At 73.5% G+C, this 20,624-nt stretch carries 14 protein-coding genes; 5 read left to right on the top strand and 9 right to left on the bottom strand.

The genetic code is table 11. The features are described from left to right. Positions 1–77: 77 nt before the first annotated feature. The 4 genes from ilvC to LPU43_RS07125 all read right to left on the bottom strand — a co-directional run bounded on the left by ilvC (position 78) and on the right by LPU43_RS07125 (position 6,232). Positions 78–1,091, bottom strand: a complete 1,014-nt coding sequence (gene ilvC, locus LPU43_RS07110) for a ketol-acid reductoisomerase (RefSeq protein ID WP_229399452.1) — start codon at positions 1,089–1,091, stop codon at positions 78–80. Positions 1,092–1,190: 99 nt separating this feature from the next. Next, complete coding sequence (ilvN, locus tag LPU43_RS07115; RefSeq protein ID WP_229399453.1) at positions 1,191–1,706, bottom strand: acetolactate synthase small subunit; 516 nt, start codon at positions 1,704–1,706, stop codon at positions 1,191–1,193. Positions 1,707–1,826: 120 nt separating this feature from the next. Next, positions 1,827–3,692 carry an acetolactate synthase large subunit gene (locus LPU43_RS07120; RefSeq protein WP_229399454.1) on the bottom strand — a complete coding sequence of 622 codons (1,866 nt, stop codon included), beginning with the start codon at positions 3,690–3,692 and terminating at the stop codon, positions 1,827–1,829. 188 nt (positions 3,693–3,880) lie between these two features. Further along, entirely contained in the window at positions 3,881–6,232 is a 2,352-nt protein-coding gene (locus LPU43_RS07125) for a putative bifunctional diguanylate cyclase/phosphodiesterase (RefSeq protein ID WP_373321674.1), read from the bottom strand. Between the two features lie 128 nt (positions 6,233–6,360). Between LPU43_RS07125 and ilvD the strand changes: the two genes are divergently transcribed. Further along, positions 6,361–8,208 (top strand): dihydroxy-acid dehydratase, encoded by a 1,848-nt coding sequence (gene ilvD / locus LPU43_RS07130; protein WP_229399456.1) that lies wholly within the window; start codon positions 6,361–6,363, stop codon positions 8,206–8,208. A gap of 439 nt (positions 8,209–8,647) precedes the next feature. Here the strand turns inward: ilvD and LPU43_RS07135 are convergent, their stop codons facing one another. Both LPU43_RS07135 and LPU43_RS07140 read right to left on the bottom strand, forming a co-directional pair. Then, entirely contained in the window at positions 8,648–9,379 is a 732-nt protein-coding gene (locus tag LPU43_RS07135; protein ID WP_229399457.1) for a hypothetical protein, read from the bottom strand. Between the two features lie 281 nt (positions 9,380–9,660). After that, on the bottom strand, positions 9,661–10,800 hold the full coding sequence (locus LPU43_RS07140) for a phosphorothioated DNA-binding restriction endonuclease family protein (protein ID WP_229399458.1): 1,140 nt from the start codon (positions 10,798–10,800) through the stop codon (positions 9,661–9,663). 128 nt (positions 10,801–10,928) lie between these two features. Here LPU43_RS07140 and LPU43_RS07145 point away from each other — a divergent pair, with 128 nt between their 5' ends. Beyond that, positions 10,929–11,891, top strand: a complete 963-nt coding sequence (locus tag LPU43_RS07145) for a hypothetical protein (RefSeq protein WP_229399459.1) — start codon at positions 10,929–10,931, stop codon at positions 11,889–11,891. Between the two features lie 10 nt (positions 11,892–11,901). On the opposite strand, the gene LPU43_RS07150 is transcribed toward LPU43_RS07145, so the two are convergent. After that, positions 11,902–13,461 carry a hypothetical protein gene (locus LPU43_RS07150; protein ID WP_229399460.1) on the bottom strand — a complete coding sequence of 520 codons (1,560 nt, stop codon included), beginning with the start codon at positions 13,459–13,461 and terminating at the stop codon, positions 11,902–11,904. A gap of 204 nt (positions 13,462–13,665) precedes the next feature. Between LPU43_RS07150 and LPU43_RS07155 the strand changes: the two genes are divergently transcribed. Then, the gene (locus LPU43_RS07155; RefSeq protein ID WP_229399461.1) at positions 13,666–14,043 is read left to right on the top strand and encodes a PH domain-containing protein; all 378 of its coding nucleotides are present in this window, start codon (positions 13,666–13,668) and stop codon (positions 14,041–14,043) included. A gap of 133 nt (positions 14,044–14,176) precedes the next feature. Here the strand turns inward: LPU43_RS07155 and LPU43_RS07160 are convergent, their stop codons facing one another. Next, positions 14,177–15,103 (bottom strand): 2-hydroxyacid dehydrogenase, encoded by a 927-nt coding sequence (locus tag LPU43_RS07160; RefSeq protein ID WP_229399462.1) that lies wholly within the window; start codon positions 15,101–15,103, stop codon positions 14,177–14,179. A 159-nt stretch (positions 15,104–15,262) separates the two neighbouring features. Here LPU43_RS07160 and LPU43_RS07165 point away from each other — a divergent pair, with 159 nt between their 5' ends. Further along, complete coding sequence (locus LPU43_RS07165) at positions 15,263–16,432, top strand: PQQ-dependent sugar dehydrogenase (protein ID WP_229399463.1); 1,170 nt, start codon at positions 15,263–15,265, stop codon at positions 16,430–16,432. A gap of 72 nt (positions 16,433–16,504) precedes the next feature. Then, the gene (locus tag LPU43_RS07170) at positions 16,505–18,067 is read left to right on the top strand and encodes a metallophosphoesterase (protein WP_229399464.1); all 1,563 of its coding nucleotides are present in this window, start codon (positions 16,505–16,507) and stop codon (positions 18,065–18,067) included. A gap of 88 nt (positions 18,068–18,155) precedes the next feature. Here LPU43_RS07170 and LPU43_RS07175 read toward each other — a convergent pair whose 3' ends face one another. After that, complete coding sequence (locus LPU43_RS07175) at positions 18,156–20,513, bottom strand: thiamine pyrophosphate-binding protein (protein WP_229399465.1); 2,358 nt, start codon at positions 20,511–20,513, stop codon at positions 18,156–18,158. Positions 20,514–20,624 lie beyond the last annotated feature (111 nt).

The raw sequence follows: 20,624 nt of genomic DNA on the forward strand, positions 1-20,624 counted from the left end.
CGGGATGGTGAAAAGACAGCGACGACCCGCCCGGCGCCGGGAAGGGCGTCGGGCGGGTCGCCGCGTCGGGGCAGAACTCAGGCGGTCTCGGTGATCGGGCGGTCGACCCAGCTCATCATGGAGCGCAGCTTCTGGCCGGTCTCCTCGATCGGGTGCGCCGCGCCCTCGGCCCGCCACTTGCTGAAGTTCGGGCGACCGGCCTCGTCCTCGGCCACCCACTCCCGGGCGAACTCGCCGGACTGGACCTCGGCCAGGATCTTGCGCATCTCCTCCTTGACCCGGGCGTCGACGACGCGCGGGCCACGGGAGAGGTCGCCGTACTCGGCGGTGTCGGAGATGCTGTAGCGCATCTTCGCGATGCCGCCCTCGTACATGAGGTCGACGATCAGCTTCAGCTCGTGCAGGCACTCGAAGTAGGCCACCTCGGGGGCGTAGCCGGCCTCGGTGAGCACCTCGAAGCCGGTCTGCACCAGCGCCGCCGCGCCGCCGCAGAGCACGGCCTGCTCGCCGAAGAGGTCGGTCTCCGTCTCCTCCTTGAAGGTGGTCCGGATCACGCCCGCCCGGGTGCCGCCGATCCCCTTCGCGTAGGCCAGGGCCAGCGCCAGGGCGCCGCCGGTGGCGTCCTGCTCGACGGCGACCAGGCAGGGCACGCCCTTGCCGTCGACGTACTGGCGGCGGACCAGGTGACCCGGGCCCTTCGGGGCGACCATCGCCACGTCCACGTCGGCCGGGGGCTTGATCAGGTCGTACCGGATGTTGAAGCCGTGGCCGAAGAACAGCGCCTTGCCGGCCGACAGGTGCGGCGCGATGGACTCCGCGTAGAGGGTCCGCTGGGCGGTGTCCGGGGCCAGGATCATGATCACGTCGGCCTCGGCCGCGGCCTCCGCCGGGGTGAGCACCCGCAGGCCCTGCTCCTCGGCCTTCGGCCGGCTCTTCGAGCCCTCCGGCAGGCCGATCACCACGTCGACGCCGGAGTCGCGCAGCGACAGCGCGTGGGCGTGACCCTGGCTGCCGTACCCGATCACCGCCACCTTCTTGGCCTGGATCAGACCCAGGTCGGCGTCGTCGTCGTAGTACACCTCAACGCTCATTGACTTCCCTTTCGTACGACGGCCCGAGGTGGCCCGTCGGTCGCTGGTGCGGTGGTGGTTGGGGAGCAGGCGGCCGCAGGGCCGGCCTACCCGGTGGGATCAGGCGGCCCGCAGCGAGGGGCCGGCGGCGATCGAGCGCGAGCCGCGCCCGATGGCCACCGTCCCGGACTGCACCATCTCCTTGATCCCGTACGGTTCGAGGTCGCGCAGCAGCGCGTCCAGCTTGTCGGGGGTCCCGGTGGCCTCGATCGTCAACGTGTCGGGCGCGACGTCGACCACCCGGGCGCGGAACAGGTTGACCGTCTCCAGCACCTGGCCGCGCGCCGCGCGGTCGGCCCGGACCTTGACCAGCAGCAGCTCCCGGGCGACCGAGACCTGCGGGTCCAGCTCGACGATCTTGAGCACGTTGACCAGCTTGTTGAGCTGCTTGGTCACCTGCTCCAGGGGGGACGAGTCGGCGTTGACCACGATGGTGATCCGGGAGACGTCGGGGTTCTCGGTCTCGCCGACCGCGAGGCTGTCGATGTTGAAGCCGCGCCGGGAGAAGAGCCCGGAGACGCGGGCCAGCACGCCGGGCTTGTTCTCCACGAGCACGGAGAGCGTGTGCAGGGTCATTGCAGTGCCTTCCTTGTCATGCCCTCACGGCCCTCGCTTCGCTCGGTGCATTCGGTCACGACGACACCTTCCTTGTCATGCCCTCACGGCCCTCGCTTCGCTCGGTGCATTCGGTCATGACTAGATGTCGTCCTCGTCGAAAGCCGGGCGGACGCCGCGGGCGAACATGATCTCGTCGTTGCTGGTGCCGGCGGCCACCATCGGCCACACCATCGCGTCCTTGCCGACCACGAAGTCGATCACGACGGGGGCGTCGTTGATCGCCATCGCCGCCTCGATCGTGGCGTCCACGTCCGCCGCGTTCTCGCAGCGCAGGCCGACGCAGCCGAGCGCCTCGGCGAGCTTCACGAAGTCGGGGATGCGGTGCTTGTGGGTGCCCAGCTCGGTGTTGGAGTACCGCTCGTTGTAGAACAGCGTCTGCCACTGCCGGACCATGCCGAGGTTGCCGTTGTTGATCACGGCGATCTTGACCGGGATGCCCTCCAGCGCGCAGGTGGCCAGCTCCTGGTTGGTCATCTGGAAGCAGCCGTCGCCGTCCACCGCCCAGACCACCGTGTCCGGCTTGCCGACCTTCGCGCCCATCGCCGCCGGCACCGCGTACCCCATCGTGCCGAGGCCGCCGGAGTTGAGCCAGGTGTGCGGCTTCTCGTACGAGATGAACTGCGAGGCCCACATCTGGTGCTGGCCGACGCCGGCCACGTAGATCGCGTCCGGCCCGGCGATCTTCCCGAGCCGCTCGATCACGTACTGCGGGGAGAGGGTGCCGTCGGCCGGCTCCTCGTAGCCCAGCGGGTACCGGTTGCGCAGGTCGTCGAGCTGGTTCCACCAGTCGGCGAGGTCGGCCTGCCGGCCGGCGGCCCGCTCGGCGGTCACCGCGGCGGTCAGCTCGTCGATCACGTGCCGGGCGTCGCCGACGATGGGCACGTCCGCGTGCCGGTTCTTGCCGATCTCGGCCGGGTCGATGTCGGCGTGCACGACGGCCGCGTCCGGGGCGAACGAGTCCAGCTTGCCGGTGACCCGGTCGTCGAAGCGGGCGCCGAGCGCCACGATCAGGTCGGCCTTCTGGAGGCCGTAGACCGCCGCCACCGTGCCGTGCATCCCGGGCATCCCCAGGTGCTGGGGGTGCGAGTCGGGGAACGCGCCGAGCGCCATCAGCGTGGTGACCACGGGGATGCCGGTCAGCTCGGCCAGCTTGCGCAGCCCCTCGGTGGCCCCGGCCTTCAGCACGCCGCCGCCGACGTAGAACACCGGCCGGCGGGCCGCCGCCATCAGCCGGGCGGCCTCGCGGATCTGCTTGCCGTGCGGGTGCAGGGTCGGCCGGTAGCCGGGCAGGTCCAGCGTCGGCGGCCAGGCGAAGGTGGTCTGCGCCTGGAGGACGTCCTTGGGGATGTCCACCAGCACCGGGCCGGGTCGGCCGGTGGAGGCGACGTGGAACGCCTCGGCGAGGACACGCGGGATCTCCTCGGCCGTCTGGACCAGGAAGTTGTGCTTGGTGATCGGCAGGGTGATGCCCTGGATGTCGGCCTCCTGGAAGGCGTCCGTGCCGATCGCCGGCCGCGCGACCTGGCCGGTGATCGCCACGATCGGCACCGAGTCCATGTACGCGTCGGCGATCGGGGTGACCAGGTTCGTCGCGCCCGGGCCGGAGGTGGCCATGCAGACGCCCACCCTGCCGGTGGCCTGGGCGTATCCCGTGGCGGCGTGGCCGGCGCCCTGCTCGTGCCGGACCAGGATGTGCCGGACCGCGGAGTCGTAGAGCGGGTCGTACGCCGGCAGGATCGCCCCGCCCGGGATGCCGAAGACGACGTCGACGCCGAGCGCTTCGAGGGACCGCACGAGGGAGGCCGCCCCGGAGAGCTGGACGGGCTCGGGCTGCCGTACCGCCGGGGCGGCGGCGCGGCCGGCCGCAGCGGCCTCGGTCGCGGGCTCGGCGGTGCGGGCTCGGCGGGCGGAGTGGGCGAGTGTCTCTGGCGTGGGTCTCGTCATTGCGGTTCAGGCCTTCGGCTGGAGTGGCTGGGGCTCTTCAAGCGGTGCGGCGCGGGCGTCGGCCCGCCCCGCCGGGGTCCGACGGCAATAAAAACGGCCCTCGTGCTTCACGCACGGGGCCAGCGCACTCTCGACCAGGAGAGTGCGCTCAGATAAGTACTCGCGGAGACCGGTTCGACGACATGCGGTCAAGCCTGACGCATCTCATGCGATGAGTCAACTGATCCCACATTTTGGTTCACGGACTTCGGCGGATCCCCCTCCGGCGCGCCGCCCGCACCCGGTGTGAGCTGCGCGGAAGCCTCCCACGGGAGGCGCTGCGCGGGCCCGGTCGCACGACGGGCTCCGGGCGACGTGGCGGCCTCCAGCAGCGCCTCCAGATGCTCGGCCGGCACCCCCCAGCCGAAGAGCGCGCCCTGGCCGAACCGGCAGCCGGCGGCGACCACCGCGGCCAGCTCCGGGCGCGTGGTCACTCCCTCGGCGATCACCTCCAGCCCGAGCTGGTGCCCCAGGCGCATCACGATGTCGACCATCGGCGCGAACGGCGGGCCGTCGGTGCCGACGGGGCGCACCGGCTCGTGCTCGGCGACCAGGCTGTGGTCGATCTTCAGGATGTCGATCGGCAGTCGGCGGAGCTGGCCGAGCGAGGAGTACCCCGCCCCGAAGTCGTCCAGGGCGATCCGGACGCCGGTGCGCCGCAGCGCGGTCAGCCGCCGGACCAGCTCGTCGAGGTCCGTGGCGACAGCGTGCTCGGTGACCTCCAGCACCAGCCGCTGCGGCGGCACGCGGTGGGCGCGCAGCGCGTCGGCGACCTGGACGACGTACTCCGGGGCGTGCAGCTCACGGGGCGAGACGTTCACCGACACCCACACGTCGTGCCCGGCGGCCAGCCAGCGGGAGAGCTGGGAACAGGCCTGGTCCAGCACCCACGCGCCGAGCTTGGCGATCATCCCGCACTCCTCGGCCAGCGGGATGAACTCGTCCGGCCCGATTCCGCCCAGCTCGTGGTGCCGCCAGCGCAGCAGCGCCTCCGCCCCCACCGGCCGCATCGACGGCAGCGACGCCACCGGCTGGAACACCAGCCGCAGCTCGCCGCGCTCGATCGCCCCGCGCATCTCGTGCTCCAGCGTCGTGCGCCGGCGCAGGAGCTGGTCGTACGCCGCGTCGTAGTGCTCGATCCGGTTCTTGCCGCGCTGCTTGGCGTAGCGCAGGGCCAGGTCGGCGTGGCGCAGCAGCAGCTCGGTGTCCGGCTCGTCCGGCTGCCCGGCCACCCCGATGCTCACCGACAGGAAGACCGGCCCGCCCGGCTGGTCGTACGGGCGGCTGAGCACCCCGAGCAGCCGCTCGGCGACCCGCCCCGCCTCGACGGGGCCCCCGGGCATGAGCACCGCGAACTCGTCGCCGCCCAGCCGGGCGGCGAGGTCGCCGGGGCGCAGGTTGCCGCGCAGCCGCCGGCCCACCTCGGCCAGCACCTCGTCGCCGACGTCGTGCCCGCGCATGTCGTTGACGTTCTTGAAACCGTCCAGGTCGAGCCCGAGGAGCACGCACGGGGTGCCGGCGGCGGTGCTCTGTGCCAGGGCCCCCAGCAGGCCCCGCCGGTTGGCCAGGCCGGTCAGCGGGTCGGTGTGCGCCAGCTCACGGAAGTGCGCCTCCCGCTCGGCCAGCCGGCCCGCGTACCGGCGCACGTCGTGCAGCGCGAGGTACTGCCGGGTCACCAGCGCGAAGCCCTCGATGCTGCCGGCGACGATGCCCAGGGCGTCGAACCGGCCGCCCTGGAGCAGGTGGTACATCGCGGAGGCGGCCATCGCGCCCATCGGGACGAAGGCGTGCGCCCCGTCGCGGCGGATCAGGTCGACGTCGATCTGCCCGGGCGGGACGGCCCCGTGCACCGTCAGCGCGGCGGTCAGCAGCCCGGCCGCGAGCAGCGCGCCCCCGGCCGACACCATGCCCGGCACGGCCTGGCAGAGCCCGCCGGCGATGCCGAGCCCACCACAGGTCACCGCCGTGATCCCGCCGCCGAGCCAGGCCAGCCGGCGACGCGGGGCGGCGGCCCGCAGGAGCACGACCAGGGTGAGCCCGGCGGTGAGCGCGACGGCGACGGTGGCCAGCAGGATCGGCGCGTGGGACATCGGGGTGGCCGTGGCGAGCAGCCGGGTCGGCTCGGAGAACAGCACCCAGCCGACGAACCAGAGGGCGGTCGCGATGATCAGGCCGTCGAGCAGCAGCCGGGCGGTCGCGGCCCGGGTGACGCCCGCGCCGGGCAGCCGCAGCAGGCCCGCGCCGAAGGCGAACGCGCTCGCGGCGATGCCGACGGAGACCAGGGTGGCCAGGCCGACGTTGTGCCCCTGCCCGTGCGCCGGGTGGCCGCCGGCGACCGCCGCGGTCAGCCCGACCAGGAGGCTGGCCAGCGCGAGCGCCGCCGCGACGGCGACCAGGGCGGCGGACCGGCCGCAGGCGCGCCCGGCCCGGCGGGCGCGGGCGACCAGCAGTGCGGTGGCGACGGCGGCGACGAGCCCGCTCAGCACCGCGACGGCGACCATGCCCGGGGGGAAGTGCACGTCCCAACTGTGCCGGATGTCCTCCCCACGCGGGGGCCCGGGTGTGCATCTGTTGGGACACGGACCGCTTCCCCCGGGGCGTGCCGCCGGGCGGTGTCAGACTGGTAGCCATGCCTGAGCTGCGGTCGAAGACCTCCACGCACGGCCGGACGATGGCCGGCGCCCGGGCCCTGTGGCGGGCCACCGGGATGACCGACGACGACTTCGGCAAGCCGATCGTCGCCATCGCGAACAGTTTCACCCAGTTCGTGCCCGGCCACGTCCACCTCAAGGACATGGGCGGCCTCGTCGCCGACGCGGTGGCCGAGGCGGGCGGGGTCGGCCGGGAGTTCAACACGATCGCCGTGGACGACGGCATCGCCATGGGCCACGGCGGGATGCTCTACTCCCTGCCCAGCCGGGAGCTGATCGCCGACGCGGTGGAGTACATGGTCAACGCGCACTGCGCGGACGCCCTGGTCTGCATCTCGAACTGCGACAAGATCACCCCGGGGATGCTGCTGGCCGCGCTGCGGCTGAACATCCCCACCGTCTTCGTCTCCGGCGGCCCCATGGAGGCCGGCAAGACCGTGGCGATCGAGGGCGTGGTCCACTCCAAGATCGACCTGATCGACGCGATGATCGCCTCCTCCAACGAGGCGGTCACCGACGACCAGCTCGGCGAGATCGAGCGCTCCGCCTGCCCGACCTGCGGCTCCTGCTCCGGCATGTTCACCGCCAACTCGATGAACTGCCTCACGGAGGCCATCGGCCTGGCGCTGCCCGGCAACGGCTCGACGCTGGCCACCCACGCCGCGCGCCGGTCGCTCTTCGTCGAGGCCGGCCGCACCGCCGTGGAGATCGCCAAGCGCTGGTACGACGGCGACGACGCCTCGGTGCTGCCCCGCGAGATCGCCAACCGGGCCGCGTTCGAGAACGCCGTCGCCCTCGACGTGGCCATGGGCGGGTCGACCAACACGATCCTGCACCTGCTCGCCGCCGCCCGCGAGGCCGAGCTGGACTTCTCGGTGGCCGACATCGACGCGATCTCCCGCCGGGTGCCCTGCCTGGCCAAGGTCGCGCCGAACTCGCCGCAGTACCACATGGAGGACGTGCACCGGGCCGGCGGCATCCCGGCCATCCTCGGCGAGCTGGACCGCGCCGGCCTGCTCCACCGCGACGTGCACTCGGTGCACTCCCCCTCGCTGTCCCAGTGGCTGGCCGACTGGGACGTGCGCGGCGGCTCGGCCACGCCGGAGGCGGTCGAGCTCTTCCACGCCGCCCCGGGCGGCGTGCGCACCACCGAGCCGTTCTCCACCACCAACCGCTGGTCCACCCTCGACACCGACGCGGCGGGCGGCTGCGTGCGGGACCTCGCACACGCCTACAGCGCCGACGGCGGGCTGGCCATCCTGCACGGCAACCTCGCCCCCGAGGGCGCCGTGGTGAAGACCGCCGGGGTGCCCGAGGAGTGCCTGACCTTCCGCGGCCCGGCCAAGGTGTACGAGTCGCAGGACGACGCCGTCACCGCGATCCTGGCCAAGGAGATCGTCGCCGGGGACGTCGTGGTGATCCGGTACGAGGGCCCGAAGGGCGGCCCCGGCATGCAGGAGATGCTCTACCCCACCTCGTTCCTCAAGGGGCGCGGGCTGGGACGGGCCTGCGCGCTGCTCACCGACGGCCGCTTCTCCGGCGGCACCTCCGGCCTCTCCATCGGGCACGTCTCCCCCGAGGCGGCCTCCGGCGGGCTGATCGCCCTGGTCGAGACCGGCGACGAGGTCGTCATCGACATCCCGGCCCGCTCGATCGCGCTCGACGTGCCGGACGACGTGCTCCAGGCGCGCCGCATCGCCCAGGAGAAGCGCGACCGGCCGTACACGCCGGTCGCCCGGCAGCGGCCGGTCTCCGCCGCCCTGCGCGCGTACGCGTCGATGGCCACCTCGGCCAGCGACGGCGCCTACCGCCGCGTCCCGGAGTAAGGAAGGGCACCTTCTTAACGCATACGGTAGAGAAGGTGCCCCCTCTCACCTCCGCTACTAGAGCGACGAAGCGGACGGGTGCCGCCAGGACCGCCGTTGCCGTCGGCAACCAGCGAGCGCCACTGCGTCCGGCCCAGGTCCGCGCGGAGCCGGACCGTGTAGTCGTCGAACCGCTGCATCGGGTCGGCGACCTCGCTGGGCGTGGCGGTCGGGGTCACGTTCGCCCGCAGCCCGGCCCTCGTCCACCGGTGAACTCCGCGCCGCGAACAGGCCAGCGCCGGCCGGTTCGGGATGCCGTGCTGGCCTGGTGGCGGCCTCCGGCCGGCATCGGCCAGCACGGGCACCCGGTCTACCGGTCGTCGTTGCGGTCGGCGGTGGACTGCGCCCGCGCTCGGCAGAGCCTTACACAGCGCCGCGCCGCCGATGTGGAACGAAGAGATCAACCCCTGAAGGATGACGTCCGATTGTCCCAGCCGTAGCTCCCCAGGTAGGGGTGGAAACCGGCGGAAATGTACAGTGCGGACCCACCGAACCCGATGTGCTCAAAAAGGGTCATACCATAGTCGGAGACCGCGGACGATGCCTCGTCGTTCCAGCTGATACACCAGACGACGCACACCATGTCCACCTGCTTCAGGTTGCTGGCCGCCCACCCCGCCGGTATGAAGAGATTGTAGAACGTCCCGTTGTCACCGGAGTAGAGGTAAGAGCCGGCGTAGACCGAATTGTCGGTCTGGCCGGGCCCGGTTCCCGGGCGTTTCGGTGGCGAGACCGGGTTTCGAGCGGCGGCGGGCTCAGGGGTCAGCACTCGCTCCGGTCCGCCCTGCTCATGAACGAAGCGCTCGAAGTCAGCGGGCTTGGTGAACGCCTGGAGCTGGCCGTTCGGGCTCCCGCCCGGAACCACGGCCATGTACAGGGGTCGGCCGTTGTACCTGGTGATCGCGCTCGCGGGGACCGGCTCGCCGTTGATGGTGAGCGGCACCTGCGGCACCTGGTGCACGATCGCCCCGGGCGCCGCCGTGCCGACCCCGCCACGGCTGCCGGGACGACCGTCGAGCGGAGCCGCGGTGGCTGCGGTGGCCGGGGCCACCGACAGCAGCGTCGCCAGAGCGGCGCCGGTGAGCAGGGTGAGGGTGGATCGCCGTGTGTGCTGCCTCAGACGTGTGGACATGCTTCCTCCCTGGGATGGGGGGCCGCAGCCGCCGTACCGGTGGCGGTTGCGGGTGGACACCCTTACCGAGAGGACTCGACCTGTGAGAAATACGTTCCACGACGGGGCGTGTGCTCAGATAGTGATTACTCAAGTTCAGATGGTGATTTCGGGTCGGCCGCTCCGCTGACGCTGCTCCACCGGGGTTGGCCTTGCGGTACGAGAACCACCTCTCGACCACCGGCATCCCGCCGATGTCGAATTCCACTGCGGACGATGCGGTGGACATGGACGGATCTTCTCTAGGCCGATAGGTTCGAGCCTGGCTCGCCGGTAGTCAGGGGCGAGGAGCAAGCCGCTCCGGTGGCAGAGTCGTAACCGGCAAGCCCGACCTGAGCCAGCAGCGCCGGCCAGTCGACAGCGACCATCGATATCCTGGACAGCATCGCCACCGCACGACGCCGCACTTCGACGTCGTTCAGCAGATCCGCGACGGCGGGAGAGAATCCCAGCGATAGGGCGTCGGGCGTACCGAGCACCACACCGCCCCGGGAACCGGACAGCTCGGCCTCCCAGCCCTCCGGCGTCCTGATATCCCATAGTTCGCTGCCAGCAACCGGAGCCAACGGGTATTCACCCGGCTTTCCGAACATACCGGTTGAGCCATACCGATCGAGCACAGGCATGAGACTGGCCCTGGCGTCGGCCCACTGTGTGAGACGGTCCCCACCGGCTGCGATCCTCCCGATGGCCCACAGCATCGTCAGCGGCACGTTCTGGGCCGCTGCGCTGCAGCGGGTACGGCGGGTTGTATCGACGACATCCTGTACGGCCGCGAAGAAGCGCCAACTGTTCGTCCGAGCCAGCACGGACGGCTGTGGCCGTGGCACCGGGCCAGGCATGCCCGGCAGGAATCGCAGGACAGCGGCGTACTCGGCGGCGCTGACCAGCGTGAGGCTGCGCAGCGGAACGGGAAGCCCGAGACGACGCAGGAGAGGTTCGGCCAGCACCGGGCGGAAGAACGGCTTGACCTCGCCCAGCGCCATGATGTGTTCCCAGGTCCGCCCGTCGCCATCGGTCTGCCACATCTGCTTCGCCACCGCCGGATTTCGGAACAGGTGCAGGATCCGGGCGCGGGAGTAGAAGATCTCGTCGGCGCAGAAAAAGACATGATCGCCAACCCGACGGGCACGGAGCGCGCGCACCTCGGCGTTGTCTTTCTGGCTGCTTGGTGTCGATCCCCAGAGCCGGGCGACGCCGTCCGGATAGAGCCGCTGTAGGACCGCCAGATCGGGCCCGAGTTCGGCCGCGATTTCTGTGAGGGGGACACCCCGCTTGACGGAATGCTCGTAGTGCTGGGGGCCGCGCACGTCGGCCCCGCCCCGCAACTGCAGCAGCAACTGCGGCGTCCGACCGGCTTGCCGGGTATCCCTCTCGCTCACGGTGCCACCCCCCGCAGCCAGCCCTCACCCGCCCCGGATTCCACAATAGACTGAGGACGAGAAAGCCGGGGCCTTGCCCGTTCTCGCTACCGTCGGGCTCCGATGGGCGGCAGCGAGGAGGCCCGGTCGTGCGTACTTCAGATGACCTTCCCGCGCTGCTGCGGCCGTCGGCGTGGCCGACCCCCGGCGCGGAAGGCTACGGCGCCATGCGCGTCCTGCCGGGCACGGGGCCCGCGCACGAGGTGATCCGCGTCATCGGCGCCACGGTCGACCCGCGCGCCCACCGGCCCGTGTCGGATGCGCTGGCCGAGGCGGTGGCCTGCTACCGGGCCCTGCCCGCGCAGGAGCGGACCGGCGTCGGGTACGGCGGCGGCCCGGCCGCGTCGGCCGCGATCTCCGCGCTGCTGCGCCTGACCCGTGACCTGGAGGCGCTCGGCGAGGACACCGGCGTCCGCGTCCCGGACGACCTGCGCGCGTACCTGGAGAAGCCGGGCCGGCTGCGGGCGGACCTGCGCGCGGCCATCGCGGACTTCCTGGTGCCCCACCTCGACCGGGACGTCCGGCGGCTCCGGTCGTTCTCGCTGATCCTGTTCCGCGAGTCGGACCTCGACGGCGAGGCGGCCCGCTCCCTCGTCGAGGAGCGCGCCCAGTGGCGGGCCGCGCTGACTCCGCAGCACGGCGCCCGACGCGACCTCCACCTGGCGGTGATCCCGCCGCCGACGGCGGCCCGGGAGATCGAGGAACTCGCGCGGGACATCGGGTGCGAGGGGTCGCTCCCGTGCGTCGTCTTCCTCGGCACCCGGCCGGAGCTGGCCGCCGAGAGGGGAAGCCGGCTCAGCCGGTGGAGCGCCCGCCGGCTCGTGGCGTCCCCGCCCACCGTGCCGGCCCAGCTCGCACAGATCTACCGCAGCGTCTACTCCGCGCGACCGGACCTCACCGACAACCTCGCCGTAGCGACCGGCGACAAGGTCGTCCAGCTCGTCTCGTCGCGGCTCGACTGGTTGGCCGTGGCGACGCTCGCCGCCGGGGCGATCGGCGGTCCCGCCGCGGCGGACGGCATCGGCGTGATCTTCGAGCTGATCAGGAGATGAGTCGGCCCGGCTAGCGACCGGTGAAGCCGAGCAGGGCCAACCGGGCCAGGAGACGGTCCGGCACCGTCTGCCCGCCCGCTCGGCGGCCCCCTTCCGGCACCCGGGCCACGCGGTGCCGGAGCCGGTCGAACAGCGCCTCGGCCTGCAGCGCGCTCACCAGCGTGAACCGGAAGGTGTCGTCCCACGAGACGCCGAAGAGCTCCTCGCCGCCGAAGACGTGCCGCCCGTACGACGCCCGCACCGGCCCCGCGCCGACGGAGTCGAGCGCTTCGAGCAGTTCCCACGGCGTCGGATACTGCGCGATGGCCGGACCGGCGAGGCCACCGTCCCGCGAGCGGAACGCCTCGATCCGGCTGTAGTGCGAGTACCAGATGCAGCCGGCCTCGGAGAGCTCGCCGCTGACGGCGGCGAAGTCGGGCAGCGACGCCACCGTGAGCACGGTGGGCCGGGACCGCACGACCGGAGAGTGCGGGCCCGGGTTGGGCGTCCGGACGGGGACGGACGCGGCGACGACGTCGATGTCCGCCGTTGCGGGGCCGAGCCGTCGCCGGTCGGCGAGGATCACCAGACGACGGACGCCACTGGTCCGCTCCCGCCGGTGCGTCCGCACGAACTCCCGGAGCGCCATCGGGACCGGTTCCGCCAACGCCACCCTCGTGCGACCGCCCCCCGGCAGGACGTGGGCCATTCGCAGGGCCCGGTCGAAGGTCACGTCGGCGGAGCCGGGCACGAGAACGGTGCCGGACGTCTCGGTGTTCCGCTCCGCGAAGTACGCGTTCCAGTGCGGGCGCAGCCGGGCGGCCTGCGCCCGGCGAACCCGCCGGCTCGTGAACGGCATCGCGGGGGCGGCCTCCGCGATCAACTCCTGCACCAGGTCGAACGCCCGGGACACGGACTCGACGGTCGACTCGACCCCCCGGCGGCCGAGCCACCAGGCCGCCTCGTGCAACGCGCGGGGAACCTCCGGGTTCTCGCACAGCCGGCGGAAGCGGTGATCCGGCCCGTTCTCGACGATCCACGGGAGCGCGTCGGCGTCGATCAGGCTCTCGGGTCGCCGGTAGGCGGCGAGCACCGGCCCGCTGAGCGCCGCCAGGCCGAGGCCGACGGCGGCCAGGTGGAAGACCGGGGCCGAGTATCCGCAGTACGTCTCGTCGACCGGGTCGCCGAAGGCGCGGCGGGCCAGGTCGAGCCCCTCCCGGTACGCGGCCGGGAGCCCCGCGACGTACGACCGGGCCTCCTCCGCGCCGAGATGCGCGCCGACGTACGCCAGCTCGCGGTAGCTCGCCAGCCCCTCCTGGGTGAGGAGGGAGACCGCCATCGTCGTGTCGAACAGGTCGCGCGCGTTCGCGCGTTCGGCGCGGGTGCCCACAGCGGTCAGCGACAGCACGAGGGTCTGCAGGTAGCCGAAGACCGAGTTGTCGACGAGGTCGGCGTGGACCAGCTCGTGCATCACCACCGCCTGACGCCGCTCGGCGCTCATCGCGCCGTCGACGACGACGAAGGAGTCACCGCCGACGTGGTGCCCACCGTGGTAGGCGCGGTCGAACTCGGCGTGGAACTCCGGCCGCATCGCGCCTCCCGTCGGGCCCGCGCCGGATGAGGCGGGGACGCCGCGAGCATGCCAACAGCCGGGGCTCGCCGGCCCCGGCCGCTCGGTCCGCCTTCCTGTCCGGCATCCGACGCGAGCGGGTGATCCTGGTCGGGTTCATGGTGTCGGTCACCCGCGTCGCCGCCCGCCGGGTCGACGGGGCGGACCGGGTGGGATCATCGGAGGGTGAGCCGCGCCGAGACCGTCCGCTTCCGCCACAACCAGGCCATCCTGGTCGCGGCGGTGATCGCCTTCATCGGGGCCCTGCCGCTGGCCGCCGTGAAGTGGTACTTCCTGCCGGTGCTGCTCGTGCCGCTGGCGTTCGGCGTCTGGGCCTGGCGGGCCGGCACCGAGGCGGACGCCCGGGGGCTGCGCCTGCGGGCGCTGTTCGGGCAGCGCCGCATCGCCTGGGAGCGGGTCGTCGAGCTGACCGCCGACGCCCGGGGCCGGGCGGTCGCCCGGCTCGACGACGGCGAGCGGGTGGTGCTGCCCGCCGTCCGCCCCGCCGAGCTGCCCCGGCTCGTCGCGGCCACCGGCCAGTCCCTCTCCGACCCCGCCGCCTGACGGCCGCACCGGCTGACAGCCCTACCGGCTGACACCCCACCGGTGACGGCCCCGCTGCCTGACGGTCCCGCCGCCTGAGCGGCCCCGCTGCCTGAGCGGTCCCGCGCCACCCCGGCCGGCGGCGGGCGGCCGGTCAGTAGCCGTCGACCACCGTGTTCACCAGCGGCTCACCGGCGGCGAAGCGCCGGACCTGCTCCCCCACCAGCCGGTACGCGCGCGGCAGCAGCCCGCGCACCGAGCCGGCCACGTGCGGCGTGAGCAGCACGTTGGGCAGCCCCCACAGCGGGTGGTCGGCGGGCAGCGGCTCGGGGTCGGTGACGTCGAGGGCCGCCCGCAGCCGGCCGGCGGTCAGCTCGGCCACCAGCGCGTCCGTCCGGGCCACCGGGCCGCGCGCGGCGTTGACCAGCAGCGCGCCGTCGGGCATCGCGGCGAGGAACTCCTCGTCGACCATGCCCCGGGTGGCGTCGGTCAGCGGCACCAGCAGCACCACCACGTCGGCGGCGGGCAGCAGCGCGGGCAGCTCGTCGACGCCGTGCACCCCCTCGGCGGGGCGGGCCGTGCGGGCGACCAGCGTGAAGGTCACCTCGAACGGCGCCAGCCGGGCGCGCACCGCCGTGCCGATGGAGCCCGCGCCGACGATCAGGACCCGCTTGCCGGCCAGCTCGTCGGTCGGGCAGACCGCGTCGTAGGCCCACTCGCGGCGGGACTGGGCGAGGGCGAAGGCGGGAAAGCCGCGCAGGTGGGAGAGGATCGCGGCGACGACCCACTCGGCGGTGCCGGAGTCGTGCACGCCCCGCGCGTCGCAGAGCGTCACCCCGGGCGGCGTCCGGCCCACCCAGGCGTCCGCGCCCGCCGAGAGGAGCTGCACCACCCGCAGGTCGGGCAGCTCGCCGAGCAGGGCGGTGGCGTCCCCGCCGGCCAGGAACGGGGGCACCCAGAATCGCACGTCGGCCGCGTCGGAGGGGAGCCGCGAGGCGTCCTCGGCCACCTCGACGGTGACGCCCGGCGGCACGTCGCCGAGCAGGGTGCGGCCGGCGGGGTGCGGAATCCATACCTTCACGCCCGCCGACGATAGCCGCCCGGTCGCCGCCGGGGGACACCCCCACGGCAACGGCGTCGGGCGACACGCGGCGACCCGCCCGTTCCCCACCACCCGGGTCCGCGAGCCGGCCGCCCGCGCGGCCCCGCCCCGCCCCGTCCGGCGGCTAGGCTGGGCCGGGTGAACGCCCGTCCCCCGTACCCCCGCAAGAGCCCGTCGCGCGCGGTCGGCGCGGCCTGCGCGGCCCTGCTGCTGGCCACCGCCGGGTGCAGCTTCGGCGAGCCGGCGCCCGACCCGGCCGGCGAGCCGCCCAACCTGCCGACCCCGTCGGCGTCCGCGCCGGCCGGCGGCGGGCAGCAGGCGGTCACGACCACGCTGGCCAAAGGGCTGCGGGTGCCGTGGGGGGTGGCGTTCCTGCCCGACGGCGGCGCGCTGGTCACCGAGCGGGACAGCGGGCGCATCCTCCAGGTCGGTCCCGGTTCCGGCCGGGACGGGCTGACCGTCACCCCGCTGCGGACCGTCCCCGGCGTGGCCGCCGGCGGCGAGGGCGGGCTGATGGGGATCGCGGTCTCCCCCGACTACGGGACCGACCGGACGATCTTCGTCTACCACACCGCCGAGCGGGACAACCGGGTCGTCAAGCTGGTCGGCGACGGGGCACCGACCCCCGTGCTGACCGGCATCCCGAAGGCCGGCATCCACAACGGCGGCGGGCTCGCCTTCGGGCCGGACGGCTTCCTCTACGCGAGCACCGGCGACGCCGGCAACCGGGACGCGGCGCAGGACCGCAAGAACCTCGGCGGCAAGATCCTGCGGATGACCGCCGAGGGCAGGCCGGCCCCCGGCAACCCGTACCCCGGCTCCCCGGTCTGGTCGCTGGGCCACCGCAACGTGCAGGGCTTCGCCTGGGACGCCGGCAAGCGGATGTACGCCGTCGAGTTCGGCCAGAACACCTGGGACGAGATCAACCGGATCACCAAGGGCGGCAACTACGGCTGGCCCCTGGTCGAGGGGAAGGCCGGCGACAAGCGGTACACCGACCCGCTGGTGCAGTGGCCGACCTCCGACGCCTCCTGCTCCGGCCTCGCCGCGACGGATCGGCTGCTCACCACCGCCTGCCTGCGCGGCCAGCGGCTCTGGCTGGTCGAGCTGACCGACGGCGGCACCGTGCTCGGCCAGCCCCGGGAGCTGCTCACCCGCCGGTACGGGCGGCTGCGGGCCGCCGTCGCCGCCCCCGACGGGTCGGTCTGGGTCACCACCTCCAACCACGACGGGCGGGGCCAGCCGGCCCCCGAGGACGACCGCATCCTGCGCCTGGTGCTCACCGACGGCGGCGCGGGCCGGAGCTGACCCGGCCCGACGACACCGGCCGGTATCCCCGGGTTTGCCAAGATCCTTCAATGGGCAGGTCAGAATCTCACCATGGACGGGCAGGAAGACGAGCAGCACGAGAACGGGGCCGACGCCCCGGCGACGGGTCGTGACCCGGGCCGACCGGGCGGCACCCGGGCGAGGTGGCGGGGCCCGCTGCGCCGGGTGGGCGTGGCCCTCGCCGTGCTGGCGGTCGCCCTGGTGGGGGCGGTGCTCGGCGTCCTCGCCGGGGGCCGGGTCGACACGGACATCGGCCCGTTCCGGGCGGAGCTGAGCCTCACCCCCGCCCTGGAGGGCAGCACCACCGTCGACATCCCGCCGCTCGGCGCGCTGCACCTGAACAGCCACGACGGGCCGACCCACCTGACCGTGGGCCTCGGCTCGCTCGACCAGCGCCGCACCGAGGCGCTCCTCGACGACCCGGCGAGCATCAGCCGGGCCAGCCAGACCGCCGTCACCGACGTCCGCAACGGGGTGCTGCGCCTCGGCCTGCGCACGGCCGGCGCGACGGTGCTGGTCACCCTGCTGCTGGCCGCGCTGGTCTTCCGCAACGGCCGGCGCACCGCCTGGGCCGGCGGCCTGGCCCTCGCGGTCACCGCCGGCAGCCTCGGCGTCGCCGCGTCCACCATCCGCCCGCAGGCCATCGAGGAGCCACGGTACGAGGGGCTGCTGGTCAACGCCCCCGCGATCGTCGGCGACGCCCGGAAGATCGCCAACGACTACACCAAGTACGCCGAGCAGCTCCAGCGCCTCGTCGGCAACGTCAGCCAGCTCTACACCACCGTGTCCGCGCTGCCGGTGTACGAGCCCGCGCCGGGCACCACCCGCGTCCTGCACGTCTCCGACATGCACCTCAACCCGACCGGCTGGCAGCTCATCCGCACCGTCGTCGAGCAGTTCGGCATCGACGTGGTGATCGACACCGGGGACCTCACCGACTGGGGCAGCGAGCCGGAGGCGTCGTACGTGGGGTCGATCGGGCTGCTCAAGAAGCCGTACGTCTACGTCCGGGGCAACCACGACTCGGGCAAGACCGCCGCGGCGGTGAAGCAGCAGCCGAACGCGATCGTGCTGGACAACTCGGTCACCACCGTCGCCGGGCTGACCATCGCCGGCATCGGCGACCCCCGGTTCACCCCGGACAAGGAGACCTCGCCGGCCGGCAGCGGCCTGACCAAGCAGGTCGCCGACCAGGTGATCGGGGCCGGCGACCAGCTCGCCGCCACCATCCGGAACTCCCCGAAGCCGGTGGACATCGCCCTGGTCCACGACCCGGCGTCGGCCGGCCCGCTGTCGGGCACCTGCCCGCTGGTGCTCGCCGGGCACACCCACGCCCGGCAGATCTCCCGGCTGCCGCAGGTGCCGGGCCGGATGCCCACCCAGCTCATGGTCGAGGGGTCCACCGGCGGCGCGGGGCTGCGTGGCCTGGAGGGCGAGAAGCCCACCCCGCTGTCGATGACGGTGCTCTACCTCGACCAGAACAAGCTGCTCCAGGCGTACGACGACATCACCGTCGGCGGGACCGGCCAGTCGCAGGTGATGCTGGAGCGGCACATCGTGCCGGACCCGAAGGCCGGCGCGGACGTGCCGGTGACCCCCACGCCCACCCGGTAAGGAAGGGCCCCTTCCTAACGCATACGGTCGAGAAGGGTCCCCTTCTCACCGAGGCACCGAGGCACCGGGCGGGGCGGGGGCGGGGCGGTCAGCGCAGGGACAGGGCCGCCAGGGCGGCGTTGACGATGCTGCCCGGCAGCAGGTCGTGCAGCTCGTACAACTCGCGGACGCTGCCCGACTGGCCGAACTCGTCCACCCCGAGCGGCACAGCCGGCGCGCCGAGGGCCGAGCCCAGCCACGCCATCGCGTGCGAGGCGGCGTCGTGCACGGTCACCACCGGCACCCGGTCGGCGAACGCCGACCGCAGCGCCCCCGGGACGCTCGGCACGGTGGCCGTGCGCACACCCTGGCGCAGGGTGCGCTGCCATGCCCGGTACAGCCGGTCCAGGCTCGTCACGTCGACCACGTGCGCGGCCACGCCCTCCTCGGCCAGCTCGGCGGCGGCGGCCAGCACCTCGGGCAGCACCGCCCCCGACGCGGCGAGCTGCACCACCGGCGCGTCGGCCAGCTCCGGGTGCGCCTCGTGCGCGTCCACCAGCCGGTACGCCCCGGCGACCGCCTGCCGGCGCAGCACCGCGTCGCCGAGGCGGGCGCGGGCCGCCTCGAACGGGGCCTGGTCGATCGGGCGGGTGCTGAGCCGGAAGTAGTACGCCCCGTCCTCGGTCGGCGCGGCGGTGCTGGCCGGCGCGTCCCCGGCGGCGATCTGGCCGAGCGCGTCGCAGAGCAGCCAGTCGAGGGTCGTCGCGTACGCGGGCTCGATCAGCGTGACGCCGGGCAGCTCCAGCCCCACCGACGCGGTGATCGTGGACTGGTGCGCACCCCCCTCGGGGGCGAGGGTCACGCCCGACGGGGTGCCGGCGACCACGAACCGGGAGCCGGAGTACGTGCCGTACAGGAACGCGTCGAGGCCCCGCAGCACGAACGGGTCGTAGACCGTGCCGACCGGCAGCAGCGGCTGCCCGGACAGGTCCCAGGAGAGGCCGAGCTGCCCGAGCAGCAGGAACAGGTTCATCTCCGAAATGCCCAGCTCGATGTGCTGCCCCGACGGGCTCTCCGTCCAGCGCAGCATCCGGTCCTCCGACCAGGAACGCTGCTCGGTGGGGGCGAACACGCCGGTCTTGTTGATGAACCCGGCGAGGTTGGTGGAGGTGGCCACGTCCGGGGCGGTGGTGACCAGGTAGGGGGCCACGCTCCGGTCCCGCGCCAGGTCCACCAGCACCCGGCCGAAGACCTCCTGCGTGGAGACGGGCTTGTTCGCCCGTACCCCCGTGGTCTCCGGGACGGTGACCGGCAGCGCCCGCGTGCGGGGCGCGCGGGACAGCGCCTCCCGGCGCTCGCCGGCCCGGATGCCCGCCGGGGTCGCCGGGTCGAGGCGGTCCCACTCGGTGGCCGGGTCCAGGCCGTGCGCGGCGCGCAGCGCGTCGACCTGCGTGGTGGACAACAGCGCCGAATGGTTGCGCGGATTGCCGGCGATCGGCAGACCCCAACCCTTCACCGTGTACGCGAACACGACGCTGGGCCGGTCGGTGACCGCGTCGCACTGGGCGTACGCGTCGAGCATCGCCGCGAGGTCGTGCCCGCCCAGGTCGGTGACGAGGGGGCCCAGCTCGTCGTCGGGGGTGTCGGCGATCAGCTCGGCGATCCCGGCCGGCGCGCCGTCGAGGAACCGCGCGCGCAGCGCCGGCCCGGCCAGGCCGAACAGCGACTGGTACTGCTCGTTGGGCATCGCGTCGATCCAGTCGCGCAGCGCCTCCCCGCCCGGCCGGGCGTACGCCTGCGCGAGCCGACGGCCGTACTTGACCTCGACGACGTGCCAGCCGGCGGCCTCGAACTGGCCGCGCCACTGGTTGATCCGCACCCCGGGGACGACCCGGTCGAGGGACTGGCGGTTGAAGTCGACCAGCCACATCACGTTGCCCAGCCCGGTGGTGGCCGGGTCGGCGACGGCCTCCCAGATGTTCCCCTCGTCCAGCTCGGCGTCGCCGATCAGGGCCACGAACCGGGAGTGGGGGCGCTCGCCGAAGTGCGCGTCGACGTACCGGCGGGTGACGGCGGCGAAGAGCGGGGCGGCGGCGCCGAGGCCGACCGAGCCGGTGGAGAAGTCGACGCCGTCGGGGTCCTTGGTCCGCGACGGGTACGACTGGAGGCCGCCCCGGGCGCGCAGCCTCGGCAGGTACGACCGGTCGAGGTTGCCGAGCAGGTACTGGATGGCGTGGAAGACGGGCGAGGCGTGCGGCTTCACCGCGACCCGGTCCTCGGCGTCGAGGTGGGCGAACCACAGGGCGGTCATCGCGGTGACCAGCGAGGCGCTGGACGCCTGGTGGCCGCCGACCTTCACCCCGTCGCCGGTGTCCCGGTCGTGGTTGGCCGCGTCGACGATGCGGGTGGCGAGCCAGAGCACCCGCCGCTGGATCTCGTCGAGGACGTCGAGGTCGTGCTGGTTCACGGTGACTCCATCCGGGCGTCTCCGTTGACGCCCTCACGAGGGGTGCGGGGGGGTGCCCGTTACGGGGGTGCGGTGCGGGGGGTGCGGTGCGGGGCGCGCGCGGCTGGGTCG

Source organism: Micromonospora okii, assembly GCF_020884795.1.
GTDB lineage: Bacteria > Actinomycetota > Actinomycetes > Mycobacteriales > Micromonosporaceae > Micromonospora > Micromonospora okii.

What these genes read in the sequence shown, in the direction of transcription:
- LPU43_RS07150 (WP_229399460.1), bottom strand. Translation starts at nt 13,461, where the DNA reads ATGCGGCCGGAGTTCCACGCCGAGTTCGACCGCGCCTACCACGGTGGG.
- LPU43_RS07170 (WP_229399464.1), top strand. Translation starts at nt 16,505, where the DNA reads ATGGACGGGCAGGAAGACGAGCAGCACGAGAACGGGGCCGACGCCCCG.
- LPU43_RS07135 (WP_229399457.1), bottom strand. Translation starts at nt 9,379, where the DNA reads ATGTCCACACGTCTGAGGCAGCACACACGGCGATCCACCCTCACCCTG.
- ilvC (WP_229399452.1), bottom strand. Translation starts at nt 1,091, where the DNA reads ATGAGCGTTGAGGTGTACTACGACGACGACGCCGACCTGGGTCTGATC.
- ilvD (WP_229399456.1), top strand. Translation starts at nt 6,361, where the DNA reads ATGCCTGAGCTGCGGTCGAAGACCTCCACGCACGGCCGGACGATGGCC.
- LPU43_RS07120 (WP_229399454.1), bottom strand. Translation starts at nt 3,692, where the DNA reads ATGACGAGACCCACGCCAGAGACACTCGCCCACTCCGCCCGCCGAGCC.
- ilvN (WP_229399453.1), bottom strand. Translation starts at nt 1,706, where the DNA reads ATGACCCTGCACACGCTCTCCGTGCTCGTGGAGAACAAGCCCGGCGTG.
- LPU43_RS07125 (WP_373321674.1), bottom strand. Translation starts at nt 6,232, where the DNA reads ATGGTCGCCGTCGCGGTGCTGAGCGGGCTCGTCGCCGCCGTCGCCACC.